Genomic DNA, 14,629 nt, shown 5'->3' with positions numbered 1-14,629 from the left:
CCCGCAGGCCGCGCCCTTCCTGAGCTCCCACCGCCTCTTCTTCGGCTCTCGCCGGATCGGCTGATCCGTATGTCCCGCGCCTCAGCCGAGTCGTGCGTCCCGCGCCTCAGCTGATCCGCGCGTACTTCTTCCAGCGGGTGTCGGCCAGCTTCTTCGGCGCCGAGAAGCCCCCCGTGTGGTTCGCGTTGTAGAGGTACACCGCGCCCGCGGGCGTCCGCGCGAGGATGTCCTGACGCCCGTTGTGGTCCATGTCGCCGCTGCCGACGATCGCGTTGTACTTGCCCCAGCCCGATCCGATCTTCGTACGTGGGGAGAAGCCGCCCTTGCCGTTGCCGCGGTAGAGCCAGAGCACCCCGGCGCCGTCCCGCGTCACGATGTCCGCGCGGCCGTCGCCCGACAGGTCCCCGCGTCCCGCGATGGCGGTGTAGCTCTTCCAGGTGGTGACCTTCGTACGGCCGGCCAGGCTGCCGTCGCTCCTGCCGCGGTGGAGCCAGACCACACCCGAGGTGTCACGGGCGAGGATGTCGGGAAGGCCGTCTCCGCTGAGGTCGCGGGCGGCGACGATCTTGTTGTACTTGGACCAGCCGGTGCCCAGTTTCACCTTCGGGGCGTCGCCGACCTCGCCGTACGCGAGCGGGTTGGGAATGCGGTAGAGCGTGCCGCCCGGTGTACGGGCGAGCAGGTCGCCCTTGCCGTCGCCGCCCAGATCGCCCAGTTGCGTGAGGAAGTCGAAATCGTCGTCCCAGTCGAGCATCGAGCCCATTCTGTCGACGTAACAACCGTCCAGCTTGCCCTGCTGGTTCGTGGTGCAGAGGTCGATGAGGTCGCTGGGTTCCCGCGCCAGGACCGAGCCGCTGATCCGTTCGTCGAGGTCGACGTCACGGGCCCAGTCGGTGATCGTGGACCGGTAGGAGGAGATCCGGGTGTAGAGGCGTACCCCGCCCGCGACACAGCCGGTGGCCCTGGTGGCCGATATGGCGATGAGCTTGCCACCGCCGACGAGCGCTCCGCCCGCGTCGCCGAAGCACTGGTCCTCGTCCGCGACGGGGGGAGCGCCGGGCGCCGGTACGGTGCAGAGTGTGCCGCCCGGCAGCGTGCGGCCGAGCAAGGTGGCGCAGGTCGCGGCCGACTTGAGCACGACCTGCTCGGTGTGACGGACCCGCGGGGCGTCGTCCAGGTCCAGGCCGGACCACGAGTAGAACGTCGCCTTGGCGCCCGTGGCGTACAACGCCGTGTCGCTCGGCGAGGCCATCACCGGCTTGCCGTACGAGGCCGGCGTCGCCCGGATCGCCACCGAGACGGCGCCCCGCCGCGTGGCGGCGTCGTACGTCGGATGGCTCCGGTAGCGCGGATCGCTGCTACCTCCCCGCAGCAGGCCGCTCTTCAGGTCGTGGTCCCACTCCATGTCCGCGTGGCTGCGGCCGGTGAAACAGTCGGGCGTGGCCAGCGTCCGGGTCTTGGACAGGGTGATGCCCGTGCAGGCCCGGTGGGAGCCGTCCGCGTCGTCGGAGTAGTGGAGCGGTATGAGCCACGAGGGAACCGTCGTGGCCGCATGGGCCTGTGGTGTGGAGCCCAGCAGCCCGGCGAGTACGGCACCGGCTGCCGTCACGGTGGTGAGCGCCCGGCCGCTCCCCGGTCGTATCCGCTTCCTCATACGCATCAGAAGATCCCCTTGTAGGCCTGCCACCCCGTGGCAATCTTCGTACGCGAGCCGAACGATCCCTTGCCGTTGCCGTTGTTGCGGTAGAGATTGCCGGAGCTGTCCCGCTCGACGAGGTCGGCCTTCCCGTCACCGGTGATGTCTCCCACCCCGACGATGGTGTTGTACGAGGCGCCCCACGCGGAGAAGACCTTCACCCGTTCCTTCAGCTTCCCGGTGGCGGTGCCGTCGTAGCGGTAGAGCGTGCCGTCCTTGTGACGGGCCAGCACATCGCCGTACCCGTCGCCGTTGAGGTCTCCGGCGCCCACGATCTTCGTGTAGGCGGTCCAGGCCGAACGGATCTTCACGCCGGCCTTCAGCTTGCCGTGGCCGTCGTTGGCGAAGAGGTAGATGTCGCCGGTCGACGCCTTGCGCGCGAGCAGATCGGTGCGTCCGTCACCGGTCAGATCGCCGGGCGCGGTCAGGACGTTGTACGCGTTCCAGCCCGTGCCGAGCGAAGTGTGACTGCTGTTCGGGGTGTATGGGGCGCCGCACTTTCCGGCGTACCGGCGCAGCTCCCCGTTCGGCATCCGTACGAGCATCTCGGAGCACCGGTCGCTGCCCATGTCCCCGAACGGGACGGCCACCGTGCCCTTGGGCCAGCCGGAGCCGGAGCGCTTCCAGTCGAACTTGCCCTTGCCTTCGGTGTAGTGGAGGGTCAGCGCGCCCGCGGAGTTGAGCGTGACCAGCTCGCCGAAGTCGTAGCCGCCCTGGTCGTGATGGCCCTGGACACCGCCGGAGACCGAGATCTTCCCGCTCGTGGTGTACGTGCCGCCGCCCTTGGCGGCCCTGGCGGTCAGCGTCCAGGTGTGGACCCCGTTGGTCGGGTAGCCGCCCTTGTCTGTCCGGCCGTCCCAGTTGACCCCGACCTCGGCACCGGGACCGCCGGAGAGGGTACGGATCGCCCGCCCGCGGATGTCCTTGACCACGAACGTCCAGGTCGCGGGCGCGTTGAGCTGCCAGGTGCTCTCCCAGTTCTGGCCGCCGCCGCTGTTCTTGAGATCGATGTACCAGTCGTTGAGATCCGATTCGATCTTCGCGAGTGGCTGCGCGGGCACCCCGCTCTCCACGATCCGGATCGACTTGTCCGGGCCGACATACGCGATGTCGCCGCCGAACTTGTCCACGGCCCAGGTCAGCCGGCGCTGGTCGGCGGTGCCGCCCGCGGGCAGGTCCGCGATCTCCCGGGGCGGTGCGGCCTTCCCGGTGTGGAAGTCGGTGAGCAGCAGTTTCCCGGCGGTCCGGTCGTGCCGGACGAGATAGCCGTCGCCGACGAGCGCGGCGCCGGACGGCACGGTGACGCTCTTCTTCGCCGTACGGTCGTACACCCCGGCGGCACCGCTCGGGCCGCAGCTCCAGTAGATCCAGCGGCCGATGGCCTGGAGTTCCTTGATCACGCACGGGGCGCCGGTGGCGACGGTCTGGACGACCTTCTTCTGTTCGAGGTCGATCGCGGTGACGGCTCCGGCGGTGGAACTAGCCGTCCACAGCACCGCCCCCCATACCGAGGCAGCGGTGATGGACCGGGTCATCCGCACATCCGACCTGCGGACCCCGACGTCGTCGATGTACTGCTTGCCGGTCGATGTCGCGTTGTAGACGAAGTAGCGTCCGGTCGCGTCCACGAACTGACCACCGGTCACAGCGGGTTCGTCGGAGCTGTGGTAGCTGTTCCCCGTCAGCCAGATCTGGGCGGTTTCCCGGCTGTTGTTGACGAAGAAGCGGCCCATATGGCCGTTGCCGGTGGCACGCAGGAGTACGCAGGAACCTGCGTCGCACGGCACACGCTTCGCATGCGCACCGGTGGCGTAGGTGTCCACGTATCCCATCGAGGTGGGAGCGCCCACCGTCATCCCGCCCGGGGAGACCTGACGGGCGAACGCGAACTGCCAGCCGCTCGGGGCGACTTCCACCGTGTTCAGCACTCCACCGGCGAAGTCGATGCCCCAGACACCGTTCGTCGCGATGGGTGCCGGCGCGTCCGCGGCGACGGCGCCCGGCACCGTGCCGAGACCGGCCGCGACCACGGTGAGAGCGGCCAGCGCGGCAACACGGCGCCGGGCGCCACGACCGCGTGGAAAGGCAAGGCGAGCCAAAAGGGTCAGTCCTCCCCGGAATGCCCGAAGGCATGAAGGGCACAGGTGATCGACGGCGGCCCGCCGCAAAGGAATCACGTAGAGCTCGCAAAGCCCCCCGGCCGCCCCTGTGCAAGTGGCCGGATGCTAGCAGTGGTCACTCATGTGAGGGAAGCGAAAAGAAAAGCGGGCCCGCTCGCAAAGAGCGGGCCCGCTTTCCGTGGACCTTTCAGCGGACCTTCAGCAGGTCCTCACGGCGTTCAGCCGTTGCGCTTCCAGCGCGGCTTGTCGTCGCGGCGGCCGAAGGAACCGGTGTTGGTGCCGGTGCCGGTGCCACGGTGGTCGTCACGGCGGCCGGTCGGGCGGTCGCTGCCACCGGAGCGGAAGCCGCCCGACGGACGGTCGTCACGACGGTCACGGTTGAACGGACGGTCGCTGCCGCCGGAGCGGAAGCCGCCCGAGGGACGGTCGTCACGACGGTCACGGTTGAACGCCGGACGGTCGTTGTCGCGGCGCTCGAAGGAACGGCCACCACGGTCGTCCCGACGGTCGCTGCCACCGGAGCGGAAGCCGCCCGAGGGACGGTCGTCACGACGGTCACGGTTGAACGCCGGACGGTCGTTGTCGCGGCGCTCGAAGGAACGGCCACCACGGTCGTCCCGACGGTCGCCGCCACCGGAGCGGAAGCCGCCCGACGGACGGTCGTCACGACGGTCACGGTTGAACGCCGGACGGTCGTTGTCGCGGCGGAAGCCACCCGACGGACGGTCGTCACGACGCTGGAAACCACGGTCGCCACCGCGGTCGTTGCCACCGCGGTAGCCGCCGCGGTCGCCGCCACGGTTGTCCCGGCGGTCGAAGTTGCCGCGGTCGTCACGACGGTCGTCACGCGCGGAGGGCTGCTCCGGTACGGAGACGGCGGCCTCGATCGCGGCCTCCGCCTCGGCGGCGGCCTCGGCCACCGCGGTCTCCGGGTCGTCGCCCCGCTCGCGCGCGGCACGGGCGACGAGGCGGTCGGCCTCCTCGCGCAGCTCACCGGCGCGGCGCTGGACGCGCTCCAGCTGCTTGGTCAGGTCGGCGACCTCGCGCTCGGCCTGCTTCGCGGCGTTGCTCGCGGAGTCGGCCTGGACCTCGGTCAGCGAACGGGCACCGGTGATCTCGGCGACCTCCGGCTCGAAGACGCCCGCGCCCTGCACGATATGGCGGGAGGCGTCGACGCCCGCGTCCTCCATCAGGCGGAAGATCTGGCGGCGCTGGTGCGGCAGCGCCAGCGAGACGACGACACCGGACTTGCCGGCCCGGGCGGTACGGCCCGAGCGGTGCAGGTAGTCCTTGTGGTCACCGGCCGGGTCCACGTTCAGGACCAGGTCGATGCCGTCGACGTGGATACCGCGGGCGGCGACGTCGGTCGCGACGAGCGCGTTGACGTAACCCTTCTTGAAGTCCTCAAGAACGCGGGTACGGGCGCCCTGCGTCATACCGCCGTGCAGCGCGTCCGCCTTCACACCCGACTCGATGAGCTGCTCGGCGATGCGGTCCGCTCCCAGCTGGGTACGGACGAAGATGATCGTGCGGCCCTTGCGGGCGGCGATGGCGGAGGTGACGGGCGCCTTGTCCTTCGGCTTCACGACGAGGACGTGGTGCGACATGGTCGTGACGTTGCCCTGGGCGCTGTCGACCTCGTGGCTCACCGGCTTGTTCAGGTAGCGCTTGACCAGCGTGCCGATCTCGTTCTCCATCGTGGCGGAGAAGAGCATGCGCTGACCGCCGACCGGAACCTGGTCGAGCAGCTCGGTGACCTCGGGCAGGAAGCCCAGGTCGGACATCTGGTCGGCCTCGTCGAGGACGGCGACCTGGACGTTCTCCAGGGAGCAGGCGCCCCGGTTGATGATGTCGCGCAGCCGGCCCGGGGTGGCGACGAGGATGTCGACACCGCGCTCCAGCGCGTAGATCTGGTTGCCCATCGACGTACCGCCGCAGACGACCTTCATCTTCAGGCCGAGGACGTCGCCGTACGGCTGCAGCGCGTCCGCTACCTGCATCGCGAGCTCACGGGTCGGGGTGAGGATGACCGCGCGGGGCTTCTTCTTCTCGGTGTGGCCGCCGGCCAGCGTGGCCAGGGTAGGCAGACCGAAGGAGAGGGTCTTGCCGGAGCCGGTACGGCCGCGGCCCAGGATGTCCTTGCCGGCCAGGGCGTCCGGGATGGTCGCGGCCTGGATCGGGAAGGGCGCGGTCACACCGTTCTGCGCGAGCTTGCGGACGATGCCCTCGGGCAGGCCCAGGTCCCCGAAGGTGACGGTCGGCTCGGCGTCGACCGCGTCGACCGCGTCGACGGCGGAGTCGGTACCGGCCTCCTCGGCCTGGGGTGCGTCGGCCTCGACGGAGGCAACGGCCTCGGCGACGACGGCCTCTGCGGCCTCGATGAGCTCGTCGTTGTTGACGTTGTCGATGTTCTCGACGTTCTCGGGCATGACGGTGTGGTCAGAACTGGAAATTGACATGCGAAATGCGAAACCTTCCGGAGTCTCGGCACGCGCCCGTAACTCCGTGATTCGCAATTTCGACCGCCTCAATGCGGTCCAGCCACGGCAAGGGAGAGTACGCGCCACACGGCGCGCTTCTGTTTCGGCGCCGGGCAATGGGATCAAACGATCTACTACCATACGCACTCCCCCCCACATCGCGCAAACCGCCCTCCTCCGGCCCCCCGCTACACCGGCTCCACCTGCGGCGATACGTCCGGCGTCCGCAGCGACGACGGCTCCGCCGACGCACTCATCGCGTCGTTACGGAGCTGAGCCCCCGACGAAGCGGAAGGCTGCGGCGACGGTTCCGAGGGCTCCGGGTCCGGGTCCGGCTCCGAGGAAGCGGGCGGCTCGGGGGTGGCGGGCCGGGACGGCGGCAGGGATTCGGGCCGCTGCGGCGCGCCGGGCCCCGGCTGCGAGGCCGCGGGCGCGGGCAGCCCGCCACCCGGCGCCGCCCCCGAACCCCCCGGCTCACCGGGCTCCGCGCCGGGGCGTACGCCGCCGGGCTCGCCCGACGGCTCGGCGGAGCCGCTCGGCTCCGGGGACTCGGCCGCCTCACGCTCGGAGTGCGCCTCGGCACGGCCACCACCGGTGCGGCCGCTGCCCGTGCCCGCCACGGTGCCGCCGTCCGGCTCGGCCCCGCCGCCCTTCGAGTCGGACGACCGCGACGGCGACGGTTTCCCTCCGTCGTCGCCGACGCTCATGCAGCCTGTGGACGCGGCGACCGTCACTGCGATGACGGACGCCCACCGGACGGGGGCGGAGAACTGGCGCACGGGAGGCACCTCCGGGGGACGAAGAGGGGGCGGGGCGGTACGGAAAAAGTGGGGACGCTGTGCCCAACTCCCTTAGCCCCGCCGGGGACACGCCCCGCCGCCGGCCCGCACACCTCCCGCACACCTCCCGCGTACCACCCGCACGGCGCCCTCGGCCCCCGCACGCCACCCACGCGGCCCCCGCACGCCACCCGCACGCCACCCACGCGGCGCCCGCGCGGCGCCCGCGCGCTCAGCCGTAGCCGAGCGCGTGCAGCCTCTCGTCATCGATGCCGAAATGGTGGGCGATCTCGTGAACGACCGTGATCTCGGTCTCGGCCACGACGTCCTCGCGCGACTCGCACATCCGCAGCGTCGGCCCGCGGTAGATGGTGATCCGGTCCGGCAGCACCCCCGCGTACCACTCGCCGCGATCGGTCAGCGGCGTGCCCTCGTACAGCCCGAGCAGCTGCGGATCACCCGGGTCCGGTTCGTCCTCGACGAACACCGCGACGTTGTCCATCAGCCGCGTCAGCTCCGGCGGGATCCGGTCCAGCGCCTCGGCGACCAGTTCTTCGAACTCTTCGCGCGTCATCTCCAGCACCCGGCCATTGTCCCGTACGCCCGATCGGCGAGCCCCGGACCGCACCGCACACCGCGTGCCGCCCCGGCCCGACACGGGCGGCGGCCCAGGTCAGCCGTCGTCCGCGGGGGAAAACTCCGGCCGGAGCGACCCCTTCGCCTATTCGGTTTGGCTGACGCCGAAACGCCGTAGTACAGTCTCCGACGTGCCCAAGGGCGCCGGTCAGGGCTTGACCGTTCTGAGACCCCAGAGGTTGAAGGAAAAGTGGAACCTCTTGAGGGGAAGCGGAGCTCAGACGCTTCTGACACCCTCCAGGGCGACAGACACAGAAGCAGCAGCACCAGCAGTTCTGCCCTCATCGTCTAGTGGCCCAGGACGCCGCCCTTTCAAGGCGGTAGCACGGGTTCGAATCCCGTTGGGGGCACGCACAACCTTGTGCGACACTTAGTCGCACAACAGCTTGGTCCTGTGGAGCAGTTTGGAGTGCTCGCCACCCTGTCAAGGTGGAGGCCGCGGGTTCAAATCCCGTCAGGACCGCTGCAGCCCTTATGAGCTGCGTGGCTGGGTAGCTCAGTTGGTACGAGCGATCGCCTGAAAAGCGATAGGTCGCCGGTTCGATCCCGGCCCCAGCCACCACCCGAAGGCCCCGTCCGATGGACGGGGCCTTCGCCGTGTCAGGCCTCTTCCCGGTCCGCCGAGTTCACGCCCCGGCCGCGCCACGCCCGTACCGCCAGCACCAGCAGCACCACCGCGACCACGGCCACCAGCGCCATGGCGTCCGGCACGTGCTCGCCGATGCGCTGGGCCCACTGCTCGACGGCGAACGAATCGTCCACATTCAGAAGCCCGGGCAGCGCGGTCGTCCCGTCGTACGCGAGGAACAACGCGCCGAGCCCGGTGAAGAAGAGCCCCGACAGCAGCGTCGTGGTGTGCAGCTCGAAACGGCCGAGCCGGAAGGTGCGCCCGCGCAGCCAGGCCCGGCGGCCCAGGTCGAAGCGTTCCCAGAGCAGGGCGAGCAGAAAGAGCGGGACGGCCATGCCCAGGGCGTAGACGGCGAGCAGCAGCCCGCCGTAGACCGGGCTGCCGCTGACCGCCGCGACGGTGAGGACGCTGCCGAGGATCGGTCCCGCGCAGAAACCGGCCAGTCCGTATACGGCCCCCAGCGCATAGACGGATACGGCGGTGGTCGGGCGGATCCGGCCGCTCAGCGCGGCGATCCGGCGCGAGGCGAAGCCCAGACCCACGATCTGCGCGATGCCGAGCACGATGATCAGCCACCCGGCGCCGAGGACGAGCGCGTCGCGGTGGCTGTAGAAGAGCCGTCCCGCGTACGAGCCCGCGGCGCCGAGCGGGACCAGGGTGGTGGCCAGACCGGCGTAGAAGATGCCGGTGCGGGCCAGGAGCCGTGAGGTGGAGTCGATGGAGTACGCGAAGAAGGCCGGCAGCAGCAGGGCGCTGCACGGGCTGACCAGGGCGAGCAGTCCGCCGAGGAAGGCCGCGAAGTAGCCGATGTCAGCCGTCATTCCGCACCGTCCTCGGTGCCCCGGGTGCCGCCACCGGTCTTGGCGTCCGCCGTGCCGCGTGCCTTCTCGGCGGCCGCCTCGATGACCCGGGCGAAGGTCTCCGTCCGCTGGGCTCCGGCGATCGGGCGGCCGTTGATCAGGAACGACGGGGTGGAGGTCACCCCGATCCCGTATCCCTGTTCCTGGTCCTTGCCCACCGCGGCGGAGGCGGCGGAGCTGTCCGCGTCGCGCGCGAACCGGTCGAGATCCGGCACGCCCGCCTGCTGGGCCAGCGCCTTCAGCCGGTCCTTGCCGAATCCCTTCTCCTTGCCCCCCTCGGCGTACGCGGCACGGTGGAACTGCCAGAAGCGGCCCTGCTGTCCGGCGGCCCAGGCGGCCCGGGCGGCGGCCTCGGACTCGGCGCCGAAGATCGGGAAGTTGCGCCACTCGATGCGCAGGGTGCCGTCGCCGACGTACTTCTTCACCAGGGCGGGTTCGGTGTCGCGGGCGAACTTGGCGCAGTAGCCGCACTTGAAGTCGGCGTACTCGATGAGGACGACAGGCGCGTCCACCCGGCCCTGCGCGAGCTTGTCACCGGCGTCACGCCGGGCGAGCCCGGCCAGCTCCGGATAGACGCCGGCGTCCGGGTCGGTGGTGGCATCGGCGACCGACGAGGAGGAGGGAGCGGACGAACCGGAGTGGTCGGGGGCGGTGGCCCAGTAGGACACGAGGCCGAGCAGCGAAGCGGCGAGGACGACTCCGGCGCCGTAGATCAGCGGCTTCCTGGACGACGACGCCGCTGTACGTGACGCCGTCGCACGTGAGGACGAGGACGAGGGTGTGGATGTGGGCTTGGACATGCGGGACTCCGTGCTGGCTATGCAGGGGATGAGGAACGGCCGGGCGGGAGGGGCCGTCTACACCCGCAGTACGGAGAGCTCGACCGGAGAGGGCGCGGCGGACACGGGACCGCGCGGCCCTATCTGTACGGGTGGGTGGGCCGGTCCCGGTCCGGTGGCGGCGGGCAGGCCCCACACGGCGAGGCCGGGCGCCTGGTCGTGCGCCGCACGGGACCGGCCCGGCAGAGCCGGCTCGCCGCCCTCGTCGCGCTTCCGGCTCTTGCCGCACCCCGGAGTCCCGTGCCTGTCCGGGGCCGACGCGACGATCGCCCCGGGACCGTCCGGAACAGCGCCCTTGACGGGGCCGTCCGAGGCCACCGGCCTTTTGCCGTCGGCCCCGGCACCCACGACGGCCGTCGCCGGTCCGCAGAACAGCCCCAGTACGACCGCGAACACCGCCACCAGACAGCACCACTGCGTACGGGACACGGACACGGCGACCGGCCTTTCCGGGCAGAGGCAACGGTTGATCAGCTGCCCGAAATGGTACGTGCTGTGATCCCTCGCCTCCGCGCAGTGCCGGTCCGGTGACCAGGAACGCACAAAATGCGTTCGCCGTTCATCGGGCCCGGGTGCGATCCTGGGACCCGTATGTCTACTTCCTTCGCTGATCTCCAGTCACAGCTCGGGCATCTCTCGCTCCGCGATGCGCACCGGCTCGGCCGCCGTCTCGAAGGGGCGCGCCGTATCCGTAAGCCCGAGGCCCGCCAGTCCGTGCTGGACGAAATCGCCACCGAGACCGCAAAGGCAGCCGGGCGGACCGCGCTGCGCGCCGAGCGCATGCCCGTCGTGTCCTACCCGGAACAGCTCCCGGTCAGTCAGAAGAAGGACGAGATCCTGGAGGCGATACGCGACCACCAGGTCGTGATCGTCGCCGGGGAGACCGGCTCGGGCAAGACCACGCAGATCCCGAAGATCTGTATGGAGCTGGGGCGTGGGGTCCGGGGCATGATCGGGCACACCCAGCCGCGTCGGATCGCGGCCCGTACGGTCGCCGAGCGCATCGCCGACGAGCTGAAGACCCCGCTGGGCGAGGCGGTCGGCTGGAAGGTCCGCTTCACCGACCAGGTGAACCCCGATGCGACGTTCGTCAAGCTGATGACGGACGGCATCCTGCTCGCCGAGATCCAGACGGACCGCGAGCTGCGCGCGTACGACACGATCATCATCGACGAGGCCCACGAGCGGTCGCTGAACATCGACTTCCTGCTCGGCTATCTGGCCAGGCTGCTGCCCGAGCGCCCGGACCTGAAGATCGTCATCACGTCGGCGACGATCGACCCCGAGCGGTTCGCGCGCCACTTCGGCGAGGCGCCGATCGTCGAGGTCAGCGGACGTACGTACCCTGTGGAGGTCCGTTATCGCCCCCTGCTCGAAGAGGAGGGCGACGACTCCGACCGCGACCAGATCACCGCGATCTGCGACGCCGTCGACGAGCTCCAGTCGGAGGGTCCGGGCGATGTCCTGGTCTTCCTCTCCGGTGAGCGCGAGATCCGCGACACCGCGGACGCGCTGAACAAGAAGAACCTCCGCCACACCGAGGTCCTCCCCCTCTACGCCCGCCTGTCGCACGCCGAGCAGCACCGGGTCTTCCAGCGCCACACGGGACGCAGGATCGTGCTGGCGACCAACGTCGCCGAGACATCGCTGACCGTTCCCGGCATCAAGTACGTGATCGACCCGGGCAATGCCCGGATCTCCCGCTACAGCCACCGCACCAAGGTCCAGCGGCTGCCGATCGAGCGGATCTCGCAGGCCAGCGCCAACCAGCGCAAGGGCCGCTGCGGCCGTACATCGGACGGCATCTGCATCCGGCTGTACTCCGAGGACGACTTCCTGACCCGTCCGGAGTTCACCGACCCCGAGATCCTGCGTACGAACCTCGCCTCCGTCATCCTGCAGATGACCGCGGCCGGCCTCGGCGACATCGAGAAGTTCCCCTTCATCGATCCGCCGGACCACCGCAACATCCGCGACGGCATCCAGCTCCTCCAGGAGCTCGGCGCGCTGGACCTGGAGGAGAAGTCCCCCCGGGAGGGAAAGAAGGGGCAGCGGCTCACCCAGCTCGGCCGGAAGCTCTCGCAGCTGCCCGTCGACCCGCGTCTGGCCCGCATGGTCATCGAGGCCGAGCGCAACGGCTGTGCCCGCGAGGTCATGGTGATCGCAGCCGCGCTCTCCATCCAGGACCCGCGCGAGCGGCCCTCGGAGAAGCAGACGCAGGCCGATCAGCAGCACGCCCGCTTCAAGGACGAGACCTCCGACTTCCTGGCGTTCCTGAATCTGTGGCGGTACATCCGCGAGCAGCAGAAGGAGCGCGGCTCGTCCAGCTTCCGCCGGATGTGCAAGCAGGAGTATCTGAACTTCCTGCGCATCCGCGAATGGCAGGACATCTACGCGCAGCTGCGTACGGTCGCCAAGCAGATGGGCATCCACCTCAATGAGGAGGACGCGCCCGAACAGTCGGTGCACACCTCGCTGCTGGCCGGGCTGCTCTCGCACATCGGACTGAAGGACACCGAGAAGAACGAGTACCTCGGGGCCCGCAGCGCCAAATTCGCGATCTTCCCCGGCTCGGCGCTCTTCAAGAAGCAGCCGCGGTTCGTGATGTCGGCCGAGCTGGTCGAGACGTCCCGGCTGTGGGCGCGGGTCAACGCCAGGGTCGAGCCGGAGTGGATCGAGCCGCTGGCCCAGCATCTGCTGAAGCGCACGTACAGCGAGCCGCACTGGGAGAAGGACCAGGCGGCGGTGATGGCGTACGAGCGGGTCACGCTGTACGGGGTGCCGATCGTCGCTCAGCGCAAGATCAATTTCGGCCGTATCGACGCCGAGACGTCCCGCGATCTGTTCATCCGCAACGCTCTGGTCGAGGGCGACTGGCGGACGCACCACCAGTTCTTCCACGACAACCGCAAACTCCTCGGCGAGGTCGAGGAGCTGGAGCACCGCGCCCGGCGCCGCGACATCCTCGTGGACGACGAGACGCTCTTCGACTTCTACGACCAGCGCATCCCCGAGCACGTGGTCTCCGGGGCGCACTTCGACTCCTGGTGGAAGCACAAGCGCCGCGACGAGCCGGACGCGCTGGACTTCGAGCGCTCGATGCTCATCAACGAGAAGGCCGGGGCCGTCACCAAGGACGACTACCCGGACTCCTGGCGGCAGGGGAAGCTCAAGTTCCGTGTCACGTACCAGTTCGAGCCCGGCGCGGACGCCGACGGTGTGACCGTCCACGTGCCGCTCCAGGTGCTCAACCAGGTCACCGCCGAGGGCTTCGACTGGCAGATCCCGGGCCTGCGCGAGGAAGTGGTCACCGAGCTGATCCGCTCGCTGCCCAAGCCGATCCGCCGGCACTACGTCCCCGCGCCGAACTACGCGGACAAATTCCTCGACCGGGCCGTTCCGCTGCAGGAGCCGCTGCCGGTCACGCTCGCCCGTGAGCTCCAGCGCATGGTCGGCGTCCCGGTCACGGCCGACGACTTCGACCTGACCCGCGTCCCGGACCACCTGAAGATCACGTTCCGGATCGTCGACGAGCGGCGCCGCAAGGTGGCCGAGGACAAGGACCTGGACGCGCTGAAGCTCCAGCTGCGCCCCAAGGCCCGTCAGGCCCTCTCCAAGGCCGCCGCGGCCACTGCGGGGCCCACGGGCGAGTCCATCGAGCGTTCGGGCCTCACGGACTGGACGATCGGCACGCTGAACCGCGTCTTCGAGACCCGAAGGGCCGGGCAGCCGGTCAAGGCGTATCCGGCGCTCGTCGACCAGGGCGGGACAGTGGCCGTGCGGCTCTTCGACACCGAGGCCGAGCAGCAGCGGGCGATGTGGCTCGGTACCCGCAGGCTGATCATGCTGAACGTGCCGGTGAATCCGGCGAAGTTCGCCTCGGACAAGCTGACGAACCAGCAGAAGCTGGCGCTGTCCCGCAATCCGCACGGCTCCATCCAGGCGCTCTTCGAGGACTGCGCGACGGCGGCCGCCGACCGGCTGATCGGCGCGCACGGCGGCCCGGCGTGGGACGAGGAGTCGTTCCGGAAGCTGTACGACAAGGTGCGCGCCGACCTCGTCGCCCTGACCGAGCACACGGTCAAGCAGGTCCAGCAGGTGCTGGCCGCCTGGCAGTCCTGCGAGCGGCGCCTGAAGGCCACCAACAGCCTGGTCCTGGCCGACAACGTCACCGATGTGCGGGACCAGCTCGCGGCCCTCGTACCACCGGGCTTCGTCACCGCGACCGGGCTGCGCAGGCTGCCCGACCTGATGCGCTATCTGGTCGCCGCGGACCGCCGGCTCCAGCAGATGCCGACGGCCGTCCAGCGCGACACCACGCGCATGGCGAAGGTCCACGAGATGCAGGACGAGTACGCCTGGCTGCTCGAACAGCTGCCGCAGGGCAGGCCCGTGCCGCAGGAGGTCCTGGACATCCGCTGGATGATCGAGGAGCTCCGGGTCAGCTATTTCGCGCACGCCCTGGGGACGGCCTACCCCGTCTCCGACAAGCGGATCGTGAAGGCGATCGACGCGGCGGCACCGTGAGCGCGCCCCGTCCGCGCCCGTAACGGAGTCACCACCTTCGGTGAGGTCGACCGGACCCTCTGAC

At 70.0% G+C, this 14,629-nt stretch carries 9 protein-coding genes and 3 tRNA genes; 4 read left to right on the top strand and 8 right to left on the bottom strand.

Annotated features, from left to right (window positions below; translation table 11 throughout):
* Window positions 1-106: 106 nt before the first annotated feature.
* The 5 genes from OG306_RS20175 to OG306_RS20155 all read right to left on the bottom strand — a co-directional run bounded on the left by OG306_RS20175 (window position 107) and on the right by OG306_RS20155 (window position 7,658).
* On the bottom strand, window positions 107-1,660 hold the full coding sequence (locus tag OG306_RS20175; RefSeq protein WP_266905995.1) for an FG-GAP-like repeat-containing protein: 1,554 nt from the start codon (window positions 1,658-1,660) through the stop codon (window positions 107-109).
* Window positions 1,660-3,795: an FG-GAP repeat domain-containing protein gene (locus OG306_RS20170; protein WP_371665533.1), complete on the bottom strand. Its 2,136-nt coding sequence runs from the start codon at window positions 3,793-3,795 to the stop codon at window positions 1,660-1,662. Before OG306_RS20170 ends, OG306_RS20175 begins: the two co-directional genes overlap by 1 nt.
* Before the next feature lie 239 nt (window positions 3,796-4,034).
* Window positions 4,035-6,245 carry a DEAD/DEAH box helicase gene (locus OG306_RS20165; RefSeq protein ID WP_266747487.1) on the bottom strand — a complete coding sequence of 737 codons (2,211 nt, stop codon included), beginning with the start codon at window positions 6,243-6,245 and terminating at the stop codon, window positions 4,035-4,037.
* Between the two features lie 239 nt (window positions 6,246-6,484).
* A complete protein-coding gene (locus OG306_RS20160) occupies window positions 6,485-7,075 on the bottom strand; it encodes a hypothetical protein (RefSeq protein WP_371665532.1) in 591 nt (196 codons plus the stop codon).
* A gap of 232 nt (window positions 7,076-7,307) precedes the next feature.
* Entirely contained in the window at window positions 7,308-7,658 is a 351-nt protein-coding gene (locus tag OG306_RS20155) for a metallopeptidase family protein (RefSeq protein WP_266747485.1), read from the bottom strand.
* A 330-nt stretch (window positions 7,659-7,988) separates the two neighbouring features.
* Between OG306_RS20155 and OG306_RS20150 the strand changes: the two genes are divergently transcribed.
* The 3 genes from OG306_RS20150 (at window position 7,989) to OG306_RS20140 (ending at window position 8,273) form a co-directional block, all read left to right on the top strand.
* Window positions 7,989-8,061, top strand: a tRNA-Glu gene (locus OG306_RS20150).
* Between the two features lie 38 nt (window positions 8,062-8,099).
* A tRNA-Asp gene (locus OG306_RS20145) sits at window positions 8,100-8,174 on the top strand.
* A 22-nt stretch (window positions 8,175-8,196) separates the two neighbouring features.
* Window positions 8,197-8,273: transfer RNA gene (locus OG306_RS20140), tRNA-Phe, on the top strand.
* Window positions 8,274-8,311: 38 nt separating this feature from the next.
* Here OG306_RS20140 and OG306_RS20135 read toward each other — a convergent pair.
* The 3 genes from OG306_RS20135 to OG306_RS20125 are packed head-to-tail and all read right to left on the bottom strand — an operon-like array spanning window position 8,312 to window position 10,467.
* Window positions 8,312-9,160 carry a cytochrome c biogenesis CcdA family protein gene (locus OG306_RS20135; protein WP_266747484.1) on the bottom strand — a complete coding sequence of 283 codons (849 nt, stop codon included), beginning with the start codon at window positions 9,158-9,160 and terminating at the stop codon, window positions 8,312-8,314.
* The gene (locus OG306_RS20130; RefSeq protein ID WP_371665531.1) at window positions 9,157-9,999 is read right to left on the bottom strand and encodes a DsbA family protein; all 843 of its coding nucleotides are present in this window, start codon (window positions 9,997-9,999) and stop codon (window positions 9,157-9,159) included. The genes OG306_RS20135 and OG306_RS20130 overlap by 4 nt, the downstream gene beginning before the upstream one ends.
* Before the next feature lie 57 nt (window positions 10,000-10,056).
* On the bottom strand, window positions 10,057-10,467 hold the full coding sequence (locus OG306_RS20125; RefSeq protein ID WP_266752324.1) for a hypothetical protein: 411 nt from the start codon (window positions 10,465-10,467) through the stop codon (window positions 10,057-10,059).
* Between the two features lie 162 nt (window positions 10,468-10,629).
* On the opposite strand from OG306_RS20125, the gene hrpA reads away from it, so the two are divergent.
* Entirely contained in the window at window positions 10,630-14,565 is a 3,936-nt protein-coding gene (gene hrpA, locus OG306_RS20120) for an ATP-dependent RNA helicase HrpA (RefSeq protein ID WP_327349524.1), read from the top strand.
* Window positions 14,566-14,629 lie beyond the last annotated feature (64 nt).

It is taken from the genome of Streptomyces sp. NBC_01241, from assembly GCF_041435435.1.
Lineage (GTDB): Bacteria > Actinomycetota > Actinomycetes > Streptomycetales > Streptomycetaceae > Streptomyces.
The sequence above is the reverse complement of the archived record's forward strand: the minus strand, read 5'-3'. Positions and strand labels throughout refer to the sequence as shown.